Genomic DNA, 21,075 nt, shown 5'->3' on the forward strand with positions numbered 1-21,075 from the left:
AATAATCTTTCTAAGCGAAAAATGAATATAAACGGTTTCCTAATTAACTAATAGGTGATATAAATTGATAACTGGAAAAACCGGCTTAGTGGGAATAATGGGAGATCCTGTAGAACACAGCTTATCCCCACCCATGCATAATGCTGCATTCCATCAACTTAAACTGGACTATGTGTATGTCCCTTTCCATGTTAAACGGGGAAACCTGGCTTCTGCAATTGAAGGTGCACGAACCATGGGAATCAAGGGCCTTAACCTGACAATACCTCATAAAATAGAAGTTATTAACTACCTGGATGAACTGGATGAAGCTGCAGAGCTGATAGGTGCAGTGAACACAGTGAAGTTCACAGAAAACAAAGCTGTTGGTTATAACACTGATGGTTTTGGTGCGGTGAAGGCCATTGAAGAAACTACATCAGTCCAGGATAAAAAAATAATCATAATTGGGGCAGGTGGTGCAGCACGTGCAATATCATTCCAGTTACTTCTGAGTAGGGTGGGAGAAGTTTTAATAGCCAACCGAACCAGGGAAAAAGCCTGCAACTTAAGAGATGATCTGAAAGAAAGATTTAACACTTCATTAGGTTGTTTAGGATTGGATGATGAACTCGGAATTGAACTTGAGGATACCGATGTACTGATTAACACCACACCAGTGGGAATGCACCCCCATCAGGATGATAAGCCAGTGGTGACAAGTGATATGATGCATTCTGATCTGGTGGTGAATGATATTGTCTACAACCCCCTTGAAACTGGCCTTCTCCGTGAGGCAGGCAAGGTTGGTGCAACGACAGTTCACGGGACTAAAATGTTAATTTACCAGGGAATAGGGGCATTCCGCATCTGGACAGGCATAAACCCACCTGTTGAAGTATTTGAAACAGCATTGATGAGGGAACTCGGTTACTGAATATGTAATTAAAATGAAATCCTAATCTAAAATATTGGTTTAAAATATAAATTCCTTAAATGATTCTTAATGGAGATAATTACCATGGATAACATACCATCCACCGATAACCATATACACGTGGACCCTGTAAACGGTGAAGGGCCCCTGGAAATAGCATCAAAGTTTCATCGTTCCGGTGGAACTGCCATGATCATTCCCAACAAACCTACCTGGACCGTGAGTCCTCAGTGCAGCTTTGCTGAGGCAATGGAACTGGTGGTAGGCTACGTGGATGAGATCAACCGGGAAACTGAGGTTAAGGCATTTGCAGTGGTGGGAGCCCATCCTGCCGAGCTCAGCCGCCGATTAGAAGCCGGAATGGAACTGTCCCATGCAGAGGAACTCATGAGGGGAGCTTTGGAAACAGCCCAGCAAATGGTGATGGAAAAAAAAGCAGTGGGAATTGGTGAAATAGGCAGACCACATTACCCTGTCTCTTCTGAAGAGATGGAAGTACACAACCGCCTAATGGTCTATGCCATGGAGTTGGCCAGGGAAGCAGACTGCCCGGTGCAACTGCACACTGAAACTTCTACAGAAGAACAGTTTAATGAATTTGCGGAAATGGCCAGTAAAGCTGGTTTAAAGAAAAATAAGGTTATAAAACATTTCTCAGGGCCGATGGTTCTACCTGAAGAAAACCATGGACTCACTCCATCACTCATTGCCAGTGGAGATGTGATGCGGGAAGCTTTAAAGAAGGGTAAAACTTTCCTGATGGAAACTGATTACCTGGATGATCGCACCCGGCCCGGTGCTGTCATGGGGCCCAGAACAGTTCCCAGAAGAACCAGAAAACTGATAAATTCAGGTCTCATAACTGAGGAAGATGCCTACCAGATCCATGTGGAAAGGGTGGAAAAGCTTTACAGTGTGGAAATGGATTTTTAGATCCATTTAGGATAGATTTAAGTGATGTTTTATTTTCTTCGTAAAATAAATCTTTATATGCATTAATAATTAAATTTAACAGTTTATAAGTGCTATTATCTTTAGGGAATGTAATTGAATTGTATTTTAGGAATTAATTGTCAAGTAGTTTATAAAATATGAAAAAACTAGAATTTAAATCCATCTTTCAACAAGAAAATCTAGGTCCTAAAAATATTATAAGAATAATTACAGGTAATGATTATTAGAAAAATTGCATTTAATAGTATTATGGGAATAAGTAATAGAAAGTTTAGAGGAATTTCATGATTGGATTAAAGGTCCCTAAAAAAGAAGCCAACCACATCCGACTGTTTCTACAGGAGAAATATTTACTGGATCATAACTGGAAGATAAAGCGTTCTGAGGATTATGTTTATTTCCCCTTAAATACCGAACCAGATACTGATCTAATAAAAGAAATGGGGCTTTTCCAGGGTGACCTTGTTGAAACTGAATTTGAAGAACTTAAGAAAAGACCTCGCAACATGGAAGACTTCCTCCAGGGAAAGATACCTCCTGAGAAGATGGAGGACTTTAAAAAATCATTTGATATCATAGGGGACGTGGTTATCCTGGAGATTCCCGAAGACCTGGAAGAAGAAAAATATCTCATTGGAGAGGCCGCTTTAAAGTTCACCAAGAGAAGGTCTGTTTACCGTAAAAAAAGTGCAATTAAGGGTGTTATCCGTACCCGTGAGCTGGAACACCTTGCAGGGAAAGATGACTCTGAAACCATCCACCGTGAATATGATTCCCGCATAATGCTGGACGTGAAAGATGTCTACTTCAGTCCCCGTCTGGCCACAGAAAGAAGGATCATTGGTGATGAGGTTCAAGATGGCGAGGTAATTATTGACATGTTCACAGGGGTAGGACCCTTTGCCATGAACATCGCCAGAAGGTCAAAACTTAAAAGTATAACTATTTATGCTGTAGACATTAATCCTGCAGCAATCCACTACCTTAAAGAGAATATAAAATTAAATAAGGTGCAGGGTAAAGTTAAACCACTTTTAGGAGATGTGGCCACAGTTTTAAAGGATTTGGATGTTCAAGCAGACAGGATTATCATGAATCTGCCTGGCACTGCCTGTGAGTTTCTTCCCGTGGCAGTGAATCATTTAAAATCAGGGGGAACTTTAAATTATTACCAGTTCAGCCGGGATTTTGAAGACCCTGTAGAAAGAATTAAAAAAGCTGCTTACCCCCGTCAGGTGGAAGTACTGGATATGCGGAAGGTCAAATCCCGGAGTCCAAAGGTTTGGCATGTAGCCATTGATGCCCGTATCCAGTGAAAAAAGAATTGATAACGTTATCAAAGATAGTAAAGATACAGTAACAAAAATATAAGGCTTATAATAGATTAATCTCAATTTTTATAAGAATAGCTCAATTGTCTAAATAGCTCAATTGTCTAATATATAGTGGATAAAATGGAAAACAAAAATTCATTGCCCCAACAATTTGAAGTGGAGTATAGCTTTGCAGAGGGAGGGCACAACTCCCTTAAATTAGTGGATGGGAGGCTTTTCTTTTTTTCAGAAGCCGATTCTCATCTTTCCGAAAAGAATGAATATCTTACCATGGTCTCAATTCCAGAAGAAATAAAATGGGAACAATTCTGGGATGAATTAAACCAGTGTGGGATTTGGGACTGGGATGAATGTCAATGGCGGGGTGAAGCTGCGGAAGACTCATGTGAGGAGGATCATGAAGAAGAACATTGCCAATGCGCAGATGTTAACTGTGACTGTGATTCGGTAATAAATGAAAACATTATTCATGAAGAAGATTTATCTAAGGAAAATAAGGGTTCAGTTAAAGAAGATATCCTCCCGGAAAACATCCAGATAGAAGGAGATATCTGGCAGCTGAAAATAATAATGGACACCCATAGAATTTCCTGTAAAAGCTGGTGTTTAAAAGAAAAATCCACAGATGAATTTTTTCAAGCCATAGGAAAACTGGCAGGTGTAGATATAACTGAACCATTTAGTGACTTATCAAAGAGATTGACTGATAATTAGAAAGTAATGGATGAATAGAATATGGGATTAAGGTAAATTAATAACTAATTTTGAGAGTAAAACTATAATGTTGAACTAATAAAAAATATGAATAAAATAAACGAATAAAATAAACAATAAAAGGATTACTGGAACTTATAAAGATAAAACAAGCCCATTCATAAAGGATCCAGTATCCCATCCTCAGTTATAATACCAGTTATGAGGTCACTGGGAACAACATCAAAGGATGGATTCCTCACTTCAGTTCCCCAAGGTGCTGCCTGACACCCTGCAAAGCCCAATACTTCTTCAGGGTCACGTTCTTCTATTTCTATATCGTAGATACTGTTTTCATGATCAAAGGTGCTTTTGGGTGCAGCCACGTAAAATGGTACATTAAATCGTTTAGCTGCCAGTGCCACCATGAGTGACCCGATCTTGTTGGCAATTCCTCCCTTAGCAACTCTGTCTGCACCTATAACCACTTTGTTTATTTGTCCTTCCTGCATCAGGCGGCCGGCGGCACCATCCACTATCAGTTTCACTGGTATATTTTCCTGTTGCATTTCCCAGACACTTAGCCGTGCTCCCTGGAGTACTGGCCGGGTTTCATCACACACCACACTGATATTTTTACCCTCCTGGTTGGCTGCACGAATAACCCCCAGCGCTGTGCCGAAATCCACACAGGCAAGAGCCCCAGCGTTGCAATGAGTCAAAATTGTATCTCCTTCATCAATCACTGTGGCTCCGTGCATTCCCATGCGCCGGTTGGTATCCATATCTTCCTCATACATGAGTAGTGCTTCTGTTAGGGGATCATCTGATGCCATGACCCGATCAACTGCCCAGAACAGGTTCACTGCAGTTGGACGGGCATCCTTCATCTCCTGGGCAGCTTTTTCCATATCTTCATCAGCCAGGTAAGCCAGTGCCATTCCAAATGCAGCGGCCACACCTATGGCAGGTGCTCCTCGAACTACCATGGTTTTAATGGCATTAATTACATCCTGATACGTTCCACAAATAAGGTATTCAGTTTCATGAGGTAAGAGAGTCTGATCTAATAAGCAGAGAAGGTCATCCTTCCAGTACATGGTTTTCATGTTAAATTCACTCCATCTTGACAGTTATATTAGTGTAGAGAGTTTAAATTCTAAATATAAAATCTAATTAATTGGTATCAATCTATGAAATGTATTAAAAATATGAAAATGGCAATAAAACCATTTTGATTAACATTCTGCTGATGATAAATAAAAAAATGTTTTTTTAAACGTTAAAATAAAAAAATGTTTCAGGGATTTTTGGTAATCCCTAGTAATGGCTGGCGGGGGTCATGTCCAAGTGTTTGTCCTCTTTTCCAGGAACTCCATAAGCATCAGCACGGCACTGGGTACAGGCCCTGAAGACAGGTAGTACTTCCTCAACATTATCCCTTACTGTTGAAAGTTCTTCACATCCAGGTTTGGGATAGTCTTTCATTTTATGTAATGGTATGAGAGGTATGACATTCATCAGACTGGCTCCTCGTTTTTTAACTTCCCTGGCAATATCCTCGATGTGTTCATCGTTGAGCCCGGGTATGAGGACGCTGTTGACCTTAACCACCACTCCCAGTTTGGAAACCTTTTCTATTCCCTCCAGCTGTTTCTGGGAGATGATTTTAAAGGCTTCTTCTCCTTCGTAGACCTTACCATCATAGACTGCCCGGGAGTATATTTTTTCACCGATTTCAGGGTCTATGGCATTGACTGTGACGGTGATTGTACTGATTTTGGCCTCAGCCACTTCCTCAGCCAGATCTGCCAGTAGTAAACCGTTGGTACTCATGCATTTGATGAGGTCAGGGAATTTTTTATCAATTATTCGGAAAAATTCCAGTGTTTCAGGATTAGCCAGAGCATCTCCGGGTCCAGCTACTCCCACCACACTGATGGGCATTTCCTTGATGACCTTGGCCACATGGGTTACTGCTTCTTCCACAGTCATGATCCTGGAGGATACACCGGGGCGATGCTCACATTTGTTGAGTTCACGGGTGCAGAAGTTGCACTGTATATTACAGCGAGGTGCGATGGGCAGATGAACTCTTCCCACCTTATCATGCATTTTTTCATTAAAACATGGGTGTACGCGGGTTATATGGGCGAATTTGGATTCATTCATAAATCAATTCCTCCAATCCTTTGAGAATCTACGAATCTTTAAGATTGAACTTATTAAATTATTATATTTAAATTAGGGTATTAAATTATGGGATTATATGTAAATTCATCATATGATTTATAATGATCAGTTGTTACATGAAACGATCATCTGATACCTTAAAAGATCATCTGCTATCCAGATATAATGATCATTTCACCTTGAAATAACAATTAATTCATTTCACCTTGGAAATAACAATTATTTTTTGATTTGAGTTAAATTTACACAGCTAATCATCACAGATTAGCTGAAAATAAGATTTTTCACTCCGAATACTTCTTATTAAGGTTTTTAGATACTTTGGATCTTGAATTTTCTGGTACTCCTCTTTTTTCAGGAGATTTGAGCCTTGCATCATAGGGTCTTTTGTTTTTTTCCATTTCTTTAACAATTTCCCTAGTTTTTTCCAGATATTCTTCCTTAATATATTCATCTGAACAGGTTAAGGCAATGATATTGCCTTCAGAGTAGTGTTCCATTACCCTGAACCCTTCTGGAATTATGCGGAATAGGGCATCGTAGATCTTCTTTTTGAGGTTTTCTTCAGGGTCATTGACAACCAAACCCTCCAGTTTAATCTGAGGATCATCAATTATAACTTCGTAACGGCTGGGCTGGTGTATTTTATTTCGTCCTTCAAGTTCCCAGAGTTTTTTAAGAAGATCAGGAAGATATTTTTCATCCTTAATCTGTAAAAAACCTTCATTAGCTTCTTTATCATATTTATATTCTGCAATATCCTCCATTACCACCGGTGGTGCTGTTTTCAAGTACTGGAGTGCAATTATAAATACTGGTTCACGGGGATCAATATAAATCCGGATATCCTTGATAGCACGACCTATCTGAACATCCTGGAGTATCTGCCGGAGGATCATGTCGTAGACTTCTCGTCCACTCTCATCGTAGCATTCTACTTGCATTTATATTCCCCTACAAACTTTTAGCCCCGAAATCTTTTCTATCCCCTAATCCGGATACCAGTAAAGCAGATCCCACTGCACCAATGTACTGTGAATATTCAGGTACAATGACGTTAATTCCTCCCAGAACCTCACTCACTGCTTCCACCAGCCCACTTACAAGACTGGTTCCTCCAACCTGGATAAGGGGTTCTCGAACATCAATTTCCTGTAATTGCTGTTCATATACCTGTTCTGCCACCGAATGACAGGCTGCTGCTGCCACGTCTTCCCGGGTGGAACCGGCAGCCAGGGATGTTACCAGATCCTGAATTCCAAACACCAAACAGTAACTGTTAAGTGTTGCTCTTCTGTAGTTACCTTTAACGGCTAAGGATCCCAGTTCACTGATATCAACACCTAACCTTCTGGAGGTGATTTCAAGGAATCTTCCTGATGCTCCTGCACAAATTCCACCCATAGTGAAGTTATCTGGTATTCCATCGTTAACTGTGATAACCTTGTTATCCATACCACCTATGTCCAGAACTGTTGCTTCTCCTTGCTGGTGTCCTGCCAGGTAAACTGCTCCTTTAGAGTTAACTGAGAGTTCTTCCTGTATCAGTCCGGCATCTAAGTGTTTACCAATGGTTATCCTACCGTAACCGGTTACTCCCACTCCATCAACATCGTCCAGTTTGTAACCAGTACCTTCAAAGGCCTGTTCCATTCCTTCATTAGCACTGGCAATAACATCGGTGGTTGGTAACCAGCCAGTGCCCAAAATCTTGTTATTTTCCATCAACACCACTTTAGTAGTGGTAGAACCAGAGTCAATACCCAGGGTGAGTCCTTCCTGTTTTTCCCTGGCCAGTAAACTTTTACGAGCCACGATGGTGGAGAGTGCTTCCATCCTAATGAAGAGTTCATCAGCCTTGGTTCGTTCGGTGAAAGAATATGTAACCACAGGAAGGTGGGTGTTCTGCTGTATGAAACGTCTCAGTTCGTTTCTAACCAGTGCTGCCTCTGCGCACCTGAAGCATGACCCTATGAATACTGCATCTGCATCGGATTTTCCTTCTACCAGTGACATGGCTCGGGCAATCATTAATCGTACACTGCTTGAGGCTACGTTGAATCCGAATTTATGGTATGCTTCATCAATGTAATCCAGGTCTGCTTCAGGGATTGTAATTTCTGCTCCGAAGGTGGCGGCAGCTTTTTCTATCTCCTTCTGTACACCACTGTAATCAGTTCCACATGAAATTTGAGCTATTTTAACCACTTTATTCATCCCCTTGCTGGTCAGGTTCTTTATCCGATTCATCTGTTTCCTTTGATTGGTCTAAGCCATCTAAGAAAGTGTTGATCTTGTTAACCACTTCCATGGTTTCATCCCTGGTTTCAGGATAATGTATTTCCAGAACTGGAATTCCCCGTTTACGAAGGAAATACATGGAAAGTTCATTGGTACGAGCGCACCCAATGCATCCAAAGCCGTAGGGAGCATCCTCCATTATTATGGCTGCTTCAGCTTCTTCAATGATAGGTCCAAAAATAGCCATCCTACCCCTTATACCAGAAGGAACTTCAATAGCAGCATATTTTAGGCCCTGAATCGGCTCATTTTCGGTGATGTTAAATGGCGGTGAATCTATTTCTGGATCTGTGACCTTTTTACGGATTTCTTTTTGAACAACCAGTGGTTCATGACCCCTCCTTTCCACCATGTCTGCCAGTATCAGTGAGTTAGGTGGGAAAACAGCTATTTTCACTATAAACCACCTCTTGATTCATTTAATTCTTCTGGTCTTTTGGTAATTTCCATTATATCACTGTAGATTCCTTGAGTTACATCCACCACACCTATAGCAGCTATAACATCTCCTTCTTCAACAACTGGGACTGTTACCACTGGTGTGCCCTTGTAAATTCCAGTTTGAGGAATTTCATGGGTGATTTCACCACTTCCCAGGACTTTTTCCAGGAGAGGACCGGTGTAGTTATAATCCAAAATTTCACCATCTTCTATGCGTACCCCTGGATTTTTAAGGGTGCGCATGGTAAGTGGCAGGCCATTTACCAGGTTATGGATGGCTAATGCCATTGGTGCTATCTCTTCTCCAGTGGATGATGCATTGATATTCATTTTTCACACTCCTGGGCTATTTTTTTAAATTCATCAGGTTTAACTTTCTCTGGTTCTTTTAAACTAACCTTTCGTGGGTTTTCAAGGGCATCACAGACATATTCTAAGAGTTCGTACTCTTTTTCCAGCTGGTGGAATCCTTCCCTGGCAGCCCCTCTTTTAGCACGGCATCTCCTGGGATCTCCAGGTTTAAATCCTCTTTCTTTGGTGAAAATATTGGAGGGATCTATACCCCTAATTTTATTAATTGCATCCCATACCACTTCTTTCTCCCCATGAATCACTGCCCCGTAGCAGGTGGATTTAATGGTGAGTGGTAATTCCAGCATGTGTAATTTACCCAATAATTCACTCTGGCTTAACTGGGCTTTAGGTCCCAGTATAATCATCCGGGTTACTTTATTATCGTCTGGTGACATAGATGGTGTCCCCCTCTTTATATTTTTCCAAATTCTCCAATCCCCTTACCACCTTTCCAATGATGTTGGTTCCCTGGAATGGTTCACCAGTAGGTCCAAATTCACTGTTATCCTCGAAACGTACCCCCATCATTCCTACATGGCGGCGGGACATATTGGTAATACCTATTTGCCCTGCTTCTACCAAATCCGTAGGTGTGTTTTCAGGTATTAATCCTTTAGATTCTTTAGGAGAAGATTTAAACATTACTAATTTCATCCCCGGGAAGGCAAAATGTACATTTAAAGATCCTACTGGAGAATCTAAAAGTCCTGTTATTTTCTGGAAGTACCACTCAGAACGAGGGGATAAATTGTCCAGTTCAATGTGAACAATGTCTTCTTCCGGAATGCCAAAGGTTTTAACCTCTCCTTTATCAATGATCTCCATTGTAAAGTAAGGTTCCTGGCTAACAACCACTGCATGATCATCTTCCAAACCTTCACGGATCTGCTTAACTCCATTTTCTTTTAAAAACTCTTCTGCCTCTTTTTGAGTCATTGAAAGAGTCATTATTCTCTCCGGCGATGTTTTAAAGGTTACTTCATCATTGTAACTTGCCATGTCCAGTAATTGCATCCCTTTTTCCACTTTTCCCAGAACACTATGGGTGGGTGTGGAAACCCTGTCTTCCCGATAGATATAAACTCGACCCACACCTTTACCTTTATTACGAAGGGTTATGGTACCTCTTTTACGCTGTTCAATTTGTTCAGGTTCTTTTTCAAGTCCCTGTAATGCATAGAATCCTATGAATGTGTTAGAATCGTAATCAACACGTAATTTTCCGGAATCTTGGAGTGCATAGAAATGTTCCACTGATTGAGGAGATTTAGGGTTGGGTTTAACCTTTACATAGGTGGATATCTGGTTGCCTTCTTCCAGGATGGTTTCCATGTTGGTGATTGCTGCACTTTTAACAATGCTCTCCCTTTCCAGGACTGGTTTTACTTCCAATACCTCATCATCATCGGTGAGTTTGAGTATGGTTCTTTTACCACCAACCACCCGGGCAAATACTCCCCTATTCTCTTCAGGTGCACCATAAGTGGCTTCGTGTTCTGCTATGGAAAATATGAGGTGAGTGGCATCTGCAGTGAATCCTGAAAGGCTGAAAAGAACATCCCAACGATGGTAACGGTATTGTTCCCTGCTGGGAGTGAGGTCTGTTTGTAGGGGCCCCACAGCCACTTCCTGGGAGGTGGTCCAGCGTACTCCCATTTTAGAAAATTCCCTGTAACGCTTTTTCCAGGTTGAAACCAGATTCTCAGGAGCTTTTTCCAGTATTTCAATAATAATGCTCCCTTTGTTGGTTTTCAGACTGTACTTATTAACGTGTTTTTCTACTTCTTCAGTCCCCTTAACCAGTCCCAGGACACATCCAGACAGATAGGGAGCCCCCACTGCATCGATGGCATCCTGTATTGTTGATCCTTCAGGGAGTTCTATTTCTTCATCATTGATCTTCACCAGCATTAGATTACCCTCCTAGGGCTTTTCATCATGTATTCCAGTGATTTTATCAGAATAAAAGTCAAAAACGACCTCTTTATTACCATTAGACGTTAAATATAATTTTTTATCGGATATTATACTACCCACAACTGCAGTGCTTATGTTAACTTTTTCCAGAATTTTCACGACCTCTTCCACATTATCTTCCTCTGCAGTGAGCACGAATCCTGCGCCAGGGTAAAGTTTAAGCCAGTCCTCCCAGTTTACATCTGTGTTACGGGGTATGAGTTCCAGTTCCACTGTAGCCCCTGCATTTGAGGTTTCCAGGAGCATTCCAAGTGTTCCAATAGTGCCTGGATTGCTTATATCTTTTCCAGCGCTTAAGAGGTGTTTTTGTGCAAGTTCATTCATGGCCATGATCTGGGCTTGAACCAGTTGGGCACTTTTCATGGTGGTGGTATCCCAGTTCAGGTGGAACTGGGGGTGTATAACACCGTCCAGGTCAATTGCCACCAGTACCTTGTCTCCTGGTTTGGCACCGCAGCTGGTTATGACATCTTCGCGGTTCATGATACCGGTTATGGACACATCAAGGGAGTTGTATGGTGCGTCTGGATGAACATGACCCCCTACCATGGGTACTCCAAATTTTTTCACACCCTCATTAATTCCATCCATGATCTGGTTGCATATATCTTTATCTTGAGTTGAGAGGACGTTGGTCATTCCAATGGGTATTCCACCCATGGCTGCAATGTCGTTGACATTTACCAGTACGGAACAGTACCCTGCCCACCATGGATCAGCTTCCATTAGTTTTCCCCACATTCCATCTGCAGCCATGAGGATTACCTGGTTGTTACCAATTTCCAGGGCAGATGCATCATCACCAAAACCAAGAAGAGTCCGTCCTGCAATGTTATAAGTCTCTTCAAGGAGCCCAGTTACGTCTTTTATGAGATTTTTACGAGTAATGCCTTCAAAACTCCGTATAGAATCAACAAGTGACTTTAAATCCAAGAGTGCACCCCTATTATTAGTTAAAAATTTAAGAGTTCCATATTAATATTTTAATTTATAATAATTCTGTTAATATATAATAATTCAATACATCTAATGTTTTTAATTCAGGTTTTTTATAATAATCAACTTACTTAACCTGATATTGGCGGGTCATGTTACTAATAATTTGTAGCAATTTACTTTTAAAATTTTCTATATTTTCTATTTCTATGGACTCCTCATGGTGGAAAAGTTCTGAAAAGATTTTATCACCCACCAAATCATCCCAACCACTTTCAAGTTCCACTATCATAGAACCTTCAGCTTTAAAACCTTCTTCAACAACTTTATCCAGATCCCCATCGGTTATACCGATTATGGGAACGTTAAAGCGATAAAGTATGTCTGCAGCAACCAGTGTGGTGTCATCACCCACTGTGACCACCATGTCTGCATTTTTCAACCGGTAAATATCTTCAGCAGCATGGTTAAGATACGAAACCGTGAAAGTGACCTTGGAATTTTCAGATTTCAGTATTCGAGGTTTAACTCTGGATTTCCTCAGCAAACCTGTTTTTACAATGGCTTTTCCAAGTTCAATGGGTCCCAGTTTTTCCGCCCCATGTTCCTTGAGTTTTCCCCCTATAATCTGAGTTATCATTCCATTTTCAGCTACAATAGCCACATCAGATGAGGTTGATTTTCCAACTACTATTCCATTGACGAATATGTTCTCTTCAGGAGACACACCTGCAATTTTTCGGCACAATGTAGTGGACACTTCATGGCAGGGATCTTCTGAAAATAGACGATTTTTAATCGTTTCTGGAGTTACCAGTTGCAGAACCATCTTTTTGGCAATATCTTCTGCCAAATTTCCCAGATCTTCCCTCCAGGCCACCACACTACCATCTTCTTCCCCAGGCCTTTCCATTTGGATAAGGGGTGGTTGACCCTGACAGTTATGGTAAACCTTGTATCCAAAGGCATGACCAGTTACACTGGATTTACCATAGTTAATGAGGAATATAACATCACATTCTTCATCATTGAACTTGTCCACTGACTGGCTGGGGAATAGTTTCTGACTGATATCGATCTTATCTTCCAGATGAGCATCGATAACTGCAGTTCTTCCCATGGTACCACCTAATCTGGCCCGAACTGTACCATAATCCTCCAGAAAATCAAGGAACTTCAGGGCATAACCTGAATCCACAATTTCGGGTCCATGTACCACTACACCAATATTCATCATTTTCATTAGTTCACCTTAGAATCGCAATGTTTATTATAATTACCTCAAAAATTAAGGAAACTCGGTTATTGAAGTTAAAATCTTTTTATTTACAGATCATTGGAATATACAAATCATTGGAATATACCGATCATGGAATCATTTTTTTGAATTTTAATCCCTTTAGAAATGATGAATTCGTTTTTAGACATGAATGTATGAATAAACTTAATTCCAATCAGATGATTATTTTAATTCCAATCAGGCAATTCGATTATTTTTTGATTCTTTTACGATAAACAGCTGCCCCACAAATTTCACAATCCTCCCATTGATAATTGGAGGGATATTTCTTTCTGCAACCTCTGCATATTTTGATCCATCCATATATCTCTCTGATTCCTTCTGTTAAAACACTTCTGTAAGGGATTTCTAGAATTTTAAGGATGTTCTGTATGGAATAATCATCAGTGACTACTGTGGGGCTATAAGTTTTAGTGAGACTTACTGCTAGGGCCACTACAGTCTTATCCACTTCAGATAATCTTAAAATATCTCCAGAGTTTTCAATTGCACCTTGAACCTGGTTAAGTGCACCCGAATCCGGTTCTTTAATGATAATATTATCATGATCCAAAGCAGATTGCAGGGCTAGTTGGGACTTCAAATCTTTAATTTCAGATATAACCGTACTGCTTGTGATGTTTTTGTGTTTTGAGGAAATAAAACCCCCAAAAATTCCGGATGCATCCAGAACATAAACTTTCTCCTTCATAATGTTCACCCTAAACTCTCAAATAGGACCTTATCAATGATAGTGCCCTAAATTTATTATTACCAAAATTTAAACAATCATCCTAAATCCATTATTTTTAAATAAAAATAATCTTAAGTGATTATTTAATTATTAATCAAATTTAAACCGGTTTTGATACTTCCACTTAACTCAGGAGAAATGTTTTTATGTTACTAAAACAACAGATTATTTGTTGAGGGAGGGTGGCATTAGATTCCATTCACAATTTTTCGCCTATGAAAAACCGCCTCCGAATTGGACCTAATGCCCTCCCTTGCACTAAAGATTATATTAACTCTTTATATTTGTTTTATTTGATGATTTGAGAATCACAGTCTCCCTGAATTTTTTAAGTGACTGGGCTTTAAATGATTTATTTTTTTACTTAACTTACCATCATTAATAAATTAGTATTCCCTCTAAATATTACTATATAACCTGGATTATCTAAAACTTACAAGCAAAAAAAAAGGTGGAATATGAAAAGTAGAACCATGGAAGAACATAAAAAACACAGCCCACTAAAGGTAAAAGTTGGAATAATCACTTTAAGCGACTCAAAATTTAACTCTTCTAAAATTATGAATCCAAATTTTGTTTCCAATCCGGAGGATCTTTCAGGTAAGATTATAAAGGACTCATTGGAAGACCAACATGAAATAGTGGCATACCAGGTTATACCAGATAATGCCCATCAACTGTTGGAAACCCTGGAAAAGATTCAAAATCAGGGTGCTGAAATCATTATCAGCACTGGGGGTACTGGAATTGGGAAACGGGATATTACCATTGAAACCATCACCCCTCTCTTTGATAAGGAATTAACTGGCTTTGGGGAAATTTTCAGGGCTGAAACTTATAAAGAACTGGGAACTGGAGCTATAATGACCCGGGCAACAGCAGGGGTCTGGAATGAAACACTGCTGGTAGCATTACCTGGTTCTCCTAACGCAGTTCAACTGGGAATGAGAATAATAAAACCAGAAATGGGGCATCTGGTGAAACACATGAAACAATGATATTCAACCAGTTGAATTAGATTATAGATTAACAACTTCAAATTAAGATTAAAAATTTAATTAGGATTAACTAGGTTCACTCCAGAAAAATTGTGGAAAAATGGTAAACTGGTGGGAATTAAAAAAAATAACATGTGGGTAAAATGGAGTATACTTTAGGTAAAGGATTAAAGTTTAGGTAAAAAAGGAGTAAACTGGAATTAAAATAAACTGTAAAAAATCTATTTAAAATCACCAATTGATACCAGTGGTTCTAAAATTATTCCTTCCTTCTTCAATTCATCCACAGCTCCTTCTTCCCGATCCACTACCACGAAGGTTCTCTCCACAATGCCCCCATTATCCTGAACAGCTTTAACAGCTTTTAAAAGAGAATTACCAGTGGTTGTAACATCTTCAACAACTATAACCTTATTTCCTTCTTTTAATTCGCCTTCAATAAGTTGGGATGTTCCATAATCCTTCTTTTCTTTGCGAACCATGAGCATTGGTATGCCTGATTGCAGGGCCACTGCCGTTGCAATGGGCACAGCTCCCAGAGCAGGTCCAGCCACCAGGTCAATATCATCAGCACTGACCAAATGAGATATAATTTTTGCCACTTGGGAGAGGATCTGGGGGTCGGTGATGGCTTTTTTCATATCCACATAGTAATCACTTTCCCTGCCGGAGGAAAGAGTAAATTTACCAAATTTAATAACCTGATTAGCTTTCAATAAGTTTATTAAGTTTTCTTTTTCCTGTTTGATTACCATTAACATCATTCCATTTATAACTGTTTTATCAAATTGTAGTGATTTTTATTCCATACAAATAAGAAGCATATTGCTTGAGTTAAATCAATAATAACTAATATCAATATCCCAATTATCTATAGCTTGAGTTATCAATATTTAAATCATGGTGTTGTCTTATTTTTAAATTCCCATGATTTATCCTTATTATATTTCATATAATATTTATAACGATTGCAGGGTTATGGGCAGATATTTAGTGGACTTTCAATCCTCCTTGGCAGCGCTTGCATACTCCCTTTTTCCATTGAAAACATTTCCCACAAACCAGACTGCCACAAAGTGAACAAGTATACATCTTACCTGGCTGACCACAGATACTGCATATACCTCGAACTTCCAAAGATGTCACCTACAGTTAGTTGATAATTATCCAAGTGAATTATTGATGGGTGGTATTAAGTATGGAATGAGAGTATTGGAATGGAATTATTGAGATGTTGCAGTGAAATGTTCTTAATGAAGTTAATTGTAATTTTTAATTAAAACACTCCTCTTAATACAGTCATGAGTTTTTTATTTTCATACTCCACCGGGGTATACCCCACAATTAAGGATCCCATGGAATATATCCAGGGTATAAAATTATCCCGGAATATAAATTCAAAGCAGGAATAAAAAAAATTATTATTTAATTTAAAAATTGGTTTAAAAAATTTAATCAATTAAAAATCATAATTAGATTCATAGTTAGTTCCTTCATCCCTGCTTTTAAGAAGTATTTTATCCCCAATCTTACTCACCATGTCATAAGGAACAATTGTTTCACCTTTAGACAATCCTAAACCTTCAGATATTCCCCCTTTACCCACTATGAAGGCTTCTATTTCATTGGTCATGAAATTCACTTCTAAATCCTTAACTTTTCCAATAACCACTGCTGAACTGTCTAAAACTTCTTTTCCAACAATTTCTTGCACAATCCTCATAGTATTCACCTCGGTTACATATGCAGGGTAGCTAAGTTTAACTACCAATTAACAGATCAAATTCAATCATAATAAGTAAGTTTCAAGATGTACTTATAGTTTCAGTGCTTGGAAAATGATTTAAGCATAGGGAATGTTGGGATGAAAGTTAAATTTATTTTAATTTAAAAAAAGCAAATTAAATCCATGTAATAATTTAAAAAAAATCTAATTAATTCTTAAAATATGATTTATATTCTTAAAATTGTTTAAATTGAATATTTGTTTTGAAATAAAATAATTTAATTTAAAAAAGGTTTATTAAAAAAAATGGAAAATGTTGGGGCAAGGAGTTTTGTTAAACTCCCTGGTAATTTAAACCCCTTCAAAACATTTTTCCATGTGTTCTTTGCTGGGTTTTTTAGTTAAAAGGCTTACCACAACAGTAACCACAAAAGCAATTGGTAAAGCAATTATTATGGGGTCCACCGTTGGCCATGGCAAAGAAGTTGATAACATGGCATGACCAGTTAATGCTTTAGCAATTCCCAGTGCTTCTGCTGATTTTTTGTACTCGAAAACCAGCCAGAATAAACTGATCAAGGTCCCTACCACTAATCCAGATATGGCACCGGCCTTGGTACAGCCTTTCCAGAAAAGGGCAAATACATACATGGAAAGGAATGCTGCAGCAGTTATGGAGAACCACATGGATGTACCCACTGCAATTATGTTGGTGGGGAGTATGAATCCCATGATAACTGCAATGATCATTGCAATGGCAATTCCCAGCCGAGCAACCATCACTGAAGCTCCTCCAGTTTTATTGGTCACTGTTTCATAGATATCCCTTCCCAGTGCAGTTCCCTGGGTGTGTACCTGAGCACTAAGAGTGGACATGGCTGCTGAGAGGAGAGTGATCATGAATAGATACGCAAACCATAATGGCATGGCTGCAGTGATGAAAGCAGGGATAATTGAGTCTGCATTACCATTTGTAACCTGTATGGCCAGTTTACCAACAGTATCAAAGAAATATACGTTGGACAAAGCCCCTACAATGAAAGCAGTTCCAGTCATTAGGAGAATGAAAATTCCACCGATAAGTACAGCCCGGTTAAGTTCCTTGTTGGATTTAACAGTCATGAAACGTACAACAAGCTGTGGCTGGGATAAAACTCCTATTCCCACCCCTAAGATAAGTGTACTAACCAATGTCCACCAGAATGGGCTTCCCAATGCGGGCATCGACGTCCACCCTGTGAAACCGGTTGCTGTTGCCGCGGCAGTGGCTTTAGCTGGTACTACATTAACCAAATTGGTGAGGGCCTGATTGGCATCAGTGACTCCGCCCAGCATCCAGTATGTGGCTGCCAGAAGGATAAACATTCCCACGAACATTATGGTGCCCTGCAGGGCATCGGTGTACATCACACCTCTTATTCCACCGAAAATAACGTAAAGAGCAACTATGAGTGCCAGTACAACTAAAGCTATATTATAATCAATACTGAGAGTTGTTTCTGCGAATCTGGCCATTCCGATGAGAACCACTGATGCATACAGAGTCATTCCGAAAAATATTACCAGTCCACTGAAGTACTGTATGAATCTACTATCAAAACGTTTGGATAAAAATTCCGGGAAAGTGAGGGCTCCTAAGTTGTGTCCCATTTTCCGGGTTCGTTTTCCAAAGAATACAAAGGCTATAAAAATACCCACCAGTATGTTCAGGAAGGTGAGCCATAACAGTCCCATTCCGTATACTCCAGCCGTACCACCAAAACCCACAATAGCAGCGGTACTGATGAAAGTTGCCCCGTAACTCAAGGCCATTATAAACGGATGGGTTTCTCTGCCTGCAACCAGATAGTCATCGGCAGTTTTAGTTCGCCTCCAGGCCACGTAACCCACATAGCCAGTTATAAGTAAGTATATTAAAACTACAATACTCAATATTAGCAAATCATTCATATAATCCACAACCTATCGTATTTTATGAATATACTAGATGATCAAGCATCTTCTTCATCCCAAAGACCCAATTCTTTCTCTTGCATTTCTTTTTCTTTCTTATGCCATTCCACTTCTTCTTTTATTTCTTGTTCTTCATCTTCGCCGCCTTTATTCCAGTTTATGATACCGTAAACAACACATAAAAGAGTTGCCAGAATGCATCCAATATATGCACCCCATATCCAGGGGTCGTTTATTCCTAGAACCAATTTCTCACCTCCTTAAACCTATTTAATACTGGCAATTATTTATCATTATAATTAGTGAACAACTACTTTTTATATATACTTTATCGATTTATCTGACCAAAAGAAACTCACAGTTGCTTACTAGTGATTTAATGACAATAAGACATTCCATTACATCCATAATAATAAGGAATAGAGATGATATTAAATAAATCCAAAATATTATTCTTTTTTGGGGCTGGTATTAATTTACCAATTCCAATGATCCAGTTTACAATGAAATCCCAATTATAACTTCACAACACATAATTCTCATCTATTTCCATGACCCTCGATCCCCAATTATGTCTTGAAAAAGGTGAACGTATCTTAATAAAGATATAATAAACATTAGCCTCATAATAAAACATGAATTAGGTTTTAAACATTAATTAAGATTATGCTTGAAATGGTGGTAAGATTAAAGGAGATTAAAAGACCACAAATTTAGAATATAAAAAAATGGATAATGGTATAAAAATAAGGAGAAAGGTGATTATAATGGCTCCAACATTAATTACTTTCAAAAGAGAAATAAAAGGATCACAGAATGAGATTAAGGTTCCGGAAGAGTTTATTAAGGATTTTCATTTCACCGGTGATGAACATCTTATGATCATGATTAGGGTTATTGGAACTGATTCTAAAAAGGTTAAAGATTTTTTTAATGGGAGTGAAAATGAAACCTTCTTTTTAGAAACTGAAAATACCCGGGAAAGTGATTTCATAACAGAAACATCCGGTAATTTCATCCTAAGTTCCATGTATCTGGATGAAGGTCCTTCTCTTTCAGTTGATATCAATCAGGAAATTCCAATGGTTAGGACTATAATGGACTTCAAAAAGAAATAAAGTTAAACCAATGACTTTTAATTCCCCTTTAATTTAATTCCCCTTTAATTTAATTTCCCTTTAATTTAATTTCCCTTTAATTTAATTTCCATTTTATTTTATAATTCCACTTAAGCCATAACATCCATTATAAGATCCAAAGGATAAATCCCCAATCAGAAAATCTAAATCTCTTTTCATTAATAACCAACTTCAAGTTAATTATTCCTGGTTATAAATACTGTTTAATGGAATAATGGTTACCAGAATACTAATTACTGGGATACTGATTAAGCTAGATTTGTATCCTGATTATTTTGAAATAGTTACCACTGAAAATTGTGGTTCCAGAACTGGTTAATGAATCCACAGTTTTTCGTGACTGATCATTTCCTCCAGAACCCATATTGTTTCCTAGAGGAAGATTAGTCTGGTTATTCATGTTTCCTGGTGGTTGCACCGTGTTGTTAGTCTGATTACCATTACTGGGTAAGTTTCCAGGAAAACCACCATTAGCAGTCTTATTCCCATGGGGGCTATTGGTATTGTTAAACATACCCTCGGTATGTTGATTTACTCCTTGCATTGAATTTTGGGCGGTCTGCGATCCACTGCTAAAACTGGGTATCAAATCCAGGGAGTTGGGAAGAATTGGTGGTCCATATGGTAATAGAAAACTCAAAGAATAATTTTCATTCAAATTGGACCTTGCATCTCCTGCATTAGGTCCTGAAATTCCAGTAAGTCCCATTGAAGAAGATGTTTGATTGTTCTGAGTGCTTACTGCATATATTGTGCTGTTTTGATAATTTTCCTGAACTCCCTGAACACTCTCCACAACAGTAACATTATTACCGTTACCCAGATCCCCTAGAACATATTCCACCCAGTACTTATTTTGAAAATCAGACGCCACTATAACCATGTTTTCATCGGTTGCATTGTCAAAACTGGCTTTTACCTCCAGTAGTTCATTGTACTGTTGGGGAGTTATGGTGGGTTCCAGATTGTTGAATGATTCTGAAGCGGTGTAGAAGCAGGAAAATGCAAATATCAGGGCAACTCCTGCAATCAATATTGTGATTAGAGTTTTTTTAGAATATCTCCCTAAAAACTCTGTTTCCAAAAATTTCAATCCCAATGGAACCAGAAGCCCCACAGGTAAAAAT

At 38.9% G+C, this 21,075-nt stretch carries 23 protein-coding genes; 6 read left to right on the forward strand and 17 right to left on the reverse strand.

Features of this window, described 5'->3' with window-relative positions; all coding sequences use genetic code 11:
• Window positions 1-64 precede the first annotated feature (64 nt).
• From aroE to A994_RS08765, 4 genes are all read left to right on the forward strand, one after another.
• Window positions 65-916: a shikimate dehydrogenase gene (gene aroE / locus A994_RS08750; protein ID WP_004031115.1), complete on the forward strand. Its 852-nt coding sequence runs from the start codon at window positions 65-67 to the stop codon at window positions 914-916.
• A gap of 84 nt (window positions 917-1,000) precedes the next feature.
• Complete coding sequence (locus tag A994_RS08755; RefSeq protein WP_004031116.1) at window positions 1,001-1,849, forward strand: TatD family hydrolase; 849 nt, start codon at window positions 1,001-1,003, stop codon at window positions 1,847-1,849.
• A gap of 305 nt (window positions 1,850-2,154) precedes the next feature.
• On the forward strand, window positions 2,155-3,186 hold the full coding sequence (locus tag A994_RS08760) for a class I SAM-dependent methyltransferase (protein ID WP_004031117.1): 1,032 nt from the start codon (window positions 2,155-2,157) through the stop codon (window positions 3,184-3,186).
• 138 nt (window positions 3,187-3,324) lie between these two features.
• Entirely contained in the window at window positions 3,325-3,918 is a 594-nt protein-coding gene (locus A994_RS08765; RefSeq protein WP_004031118.1) for a hypothetical protein, read from the forward strand.
• Between the two features lie 158 nt (window positions 3,919-4,076).
• On the opposite strand, the gene mtnA is transcribed toward A994_RS08765, so the two are convergent.
• The 11 genes from mtnA to A994_RS08820 form a co-directional block, all read right to left on the reverse strand.
• On the reverse strand, window positions 4,077-5,006 hold the full coding sequence (gene mtnA, locus A994_RS08770; RefSeq protein ID WP_004031119.1) for an S-methyl-5-thioribose-1-phosphate isomerase: 930 nt from the start codon (window positions 5,004-5,006) through the stop codon (window positions 4,077-4,079).
• A 211-nt stretch (window positions 5,007-5,217) separates the two neighbouring features.
• On the reverse strand, window positions 5,218-6,069 hold the full coding sequence (locus A994_RS08775) for a radical SAM protein (protein ID WP_004031120.1): 852 nt from the start codon (window positions 6,067-6,069) through the stop codon (window positions 5,218-5,220).
• A 305-nt stretch (window positions 6,070-6,374) separates the two neighbouring features.
• A complete protein-coding gene (locus tag A994_RS08780; RefSeq protein WP_004031121.1) occupies window positions 6,375-7,034 on the reverse strand; it encodes a methanogenesis marker 17 protein in 660 nt (219 codons plus the stop codon).
• 10 nt (window positions 7,035-7,044) lie between these two features.
• On the reverse strand, window positions 7,045-8,298 hold the full coding sequence (locus tag A994_RS08785; RefSeq protein ID WP_004031122.1) for a methanogenesis marker 15 protein: 1,254 nt from the start codon (window positions 8,296-8,298) through the stop codon (window positions 7,045-7,047).
• Window position 8,299: 1 nt separating this feature from the next.
• Complete coding sequence (locus A994_RS08790) at window positions 8,300-8,791, reverse strand: methanogenesis marker 5 protein (protein ID WP_192812713.1); 492 nt, start codon at window positions 8,789-8,791, stop codon at window positions 8,300-8,302.
• Window positions 8,788-9,162 carry a DUF2111 domain-containing protein gene (locus A994_RS08795; protein ID WP_004031126.1) on the reverse strand — a complete coding sequence of 125 codons (375 nt, stop codon included), beginning with the start codon at window positions 9,160-9,162 and terminating at the stop codon, window positions 8,788-8,790. The genes A994_RS08790 and A994_RS08795 overlap by 4 nt, the downstream gene beginning before the upstream one ends.
• Window positions 9,159-9,581, reverse strand: a complete 423-nt coding sequence (locus tag A994_RS08800) for a methanogenesis marker 6 protein (RefSeq protein ID WP_004031127.1) — start codon at window positions 9,579-9,581, stop codon at window positions 9,159-9,161. Before A994_RS08800 ends, A994_RS08795 begins: the two co-directional genes overlap by 4 nt.
• On the reverse strand, window positions 9,565-11,097 hold the full coding sequence (gene mmp3, locus A994_RS08805; protein WP_004031128.1) for a methyl-coenzyme M reductase-associated protein Mmp3: 1,533 nt from the start codon (window positions 11,095-11,097) through the stop codon (window positions 9,565-9,567). Before mmp3 ends, A994_RS08800 begins: the two co-directional genes overlap by 17 nt.
• Before the next feature lie 12 nt (window positions 11,098-11,109).
• Entirely contained in the window at window positions 11,110-12,096 is a 987-nt protein-coding gene (locus A994_RS08810) for a methanogenesis marker 2 protein (RefSeq protein WP_004031129.1), read from the reverse strand.
• A gap of 130 nt (window positions 12,097-12,226) precedes the next feature.
• On the reverse strand, window positions 12,227-13,333 hold the full coding sequence (locus tag A994_RS08815; RefSeq protein WP_048204184.1) for a DUF2117 domain-containing protein: 1,107 nt from the start codon (window positions 13,331-13,333) through the stop codon (window positions 12,227-12,229).
• A 256-nt stretch (window positions 13,334-13,589) separates the two neighbouring features.
• Window positions 13,590-14,090 (reverse strand): NOB1 family endonuclease, encoded by a 501-nt coding sequence (locus A994_RS08820; protein ID WP_004031131.1) that lies wholly within the window; start codon window positions 14,088-14,090, stop codon window positions 13,590-13,592.
• Window positions 14,091-14,590: 500 nt separating this feature from the next.
• On the opposite strand from A994_RS08820, the gene A994_RS08825 reads away from it, so the two are divergent.
• Complete coding sequence (locus tag A994_RS08825) at window positions 14,591-15,130, forward strand: MogA/MoaB family molybdenum cofactor biosynthesis protein (RefSeq protein WP_004031132.1); 540 nt, start codon at window positions 14,591-14,593, stop codon at window positions 15,128-15,130.
• A gap of 221 nt (window positions 15,131-15,351) precedes the next feature.
• Here A994_RS08825 and pyrE read toward each other — a convergent pair whose 3' ends face one another.
• From pyrE to A994_RS08850, 5 genes are all read right to left on the reverse strand, one after another.
• On the reverse strand, window positions 15,352-15,885 hold the full coding sequence (gene pyrE / locus A994_RS08830) for an orotate phosphoribosyltransferase (protein ID WP_004031134.1): 534 nt from the start codon (window positions 15,883-15,885) through the stop codon (window positions 15,352-15,354).
• Window positions 15,886-16,120: 235 nt separating this feature from the next.
• Complete coding sequence (locus A994_RS13070) at window positions 16,121-16,267, reverse strand: hypothetical protein (protein ID WP_004031135.1); 147 nt, start codon at window positions 16,265-16,267, stop codon at window positions 16,121-16,123.
• Between the two features lie 322 nt (window positions 16,268-16,589).
• Complete coding sequence (locus tag A994_RS08840) at window positions 16,590-16,853, reverse strand: PRC-barrel domain-containing protein (protein WP_004031137.1); 264 nt, start codon at window positions 16,851-16,853, stop codon at window positions 16,590-16,592.
• Window positions 16,854-17,207: 354 nt separating this feature from the next.
• Window positions 17,208-18,806 carry a sodium:solute symporter family protein gene (locus tag A994_RS08845; RefSeq protein WP_004031138.1) on the reverse strand — a complete coding sequence of 533 codons (1,599 nt, stop codon included), beginning with the start codon at window positions 18,804-18,806 and terminating at the stop codon, window positions 17,208-17,210.
• Between the two features lie 41 nt (window positions 18,807-18,847).
• The gene (locus A994_RS08850; RefSeq protein ID WP_004031139.1) at window positions 18,848-19,057 is read right to left on the reverse strand and encodes a symporter small accessory protein; all 210 of its coding nucleotides are present in this window, start codon (window positions 19,055-19,057) and stop codon (window positions 18,848-18,850) included.
• 519 nt (window positions 19,058-19,576) lie between these two features.
• On the opposite strand from A994_RS08850, the gene A994_RS08855 reads away from it, so the two are divergent.
• A complete protein-coding gene (locus A994_RS08855; protein ID WP_004031140.1) occupies window positions 19,577-19,927 on the forward strand; it encodes a hypothetical protein in 351 nt (116 codons plus the stop codon).
• Between the two features lie 274 nt (window positions 19,928-20,201).
• Here A994_RS08855 and A994_RS08860 read toward each other — a convergent pair.
• The coding region (locus tag A994_RS08860; protein WP_004031141.1) for a hypothetical protein at window positions 20,202-21,075 on the reverse strand (874 nt) is incomplete at its 5' end.

This window comes from Methanobacterium formicicum DSM 3637, assembly GCF_000302455.1.
GTDB lineage: Archaea > Methanobacteriota > Methanobacteria > Methanobacteriales > Methanobacteriaceae > Methanobacterium > Methanobacterium formicicum_A.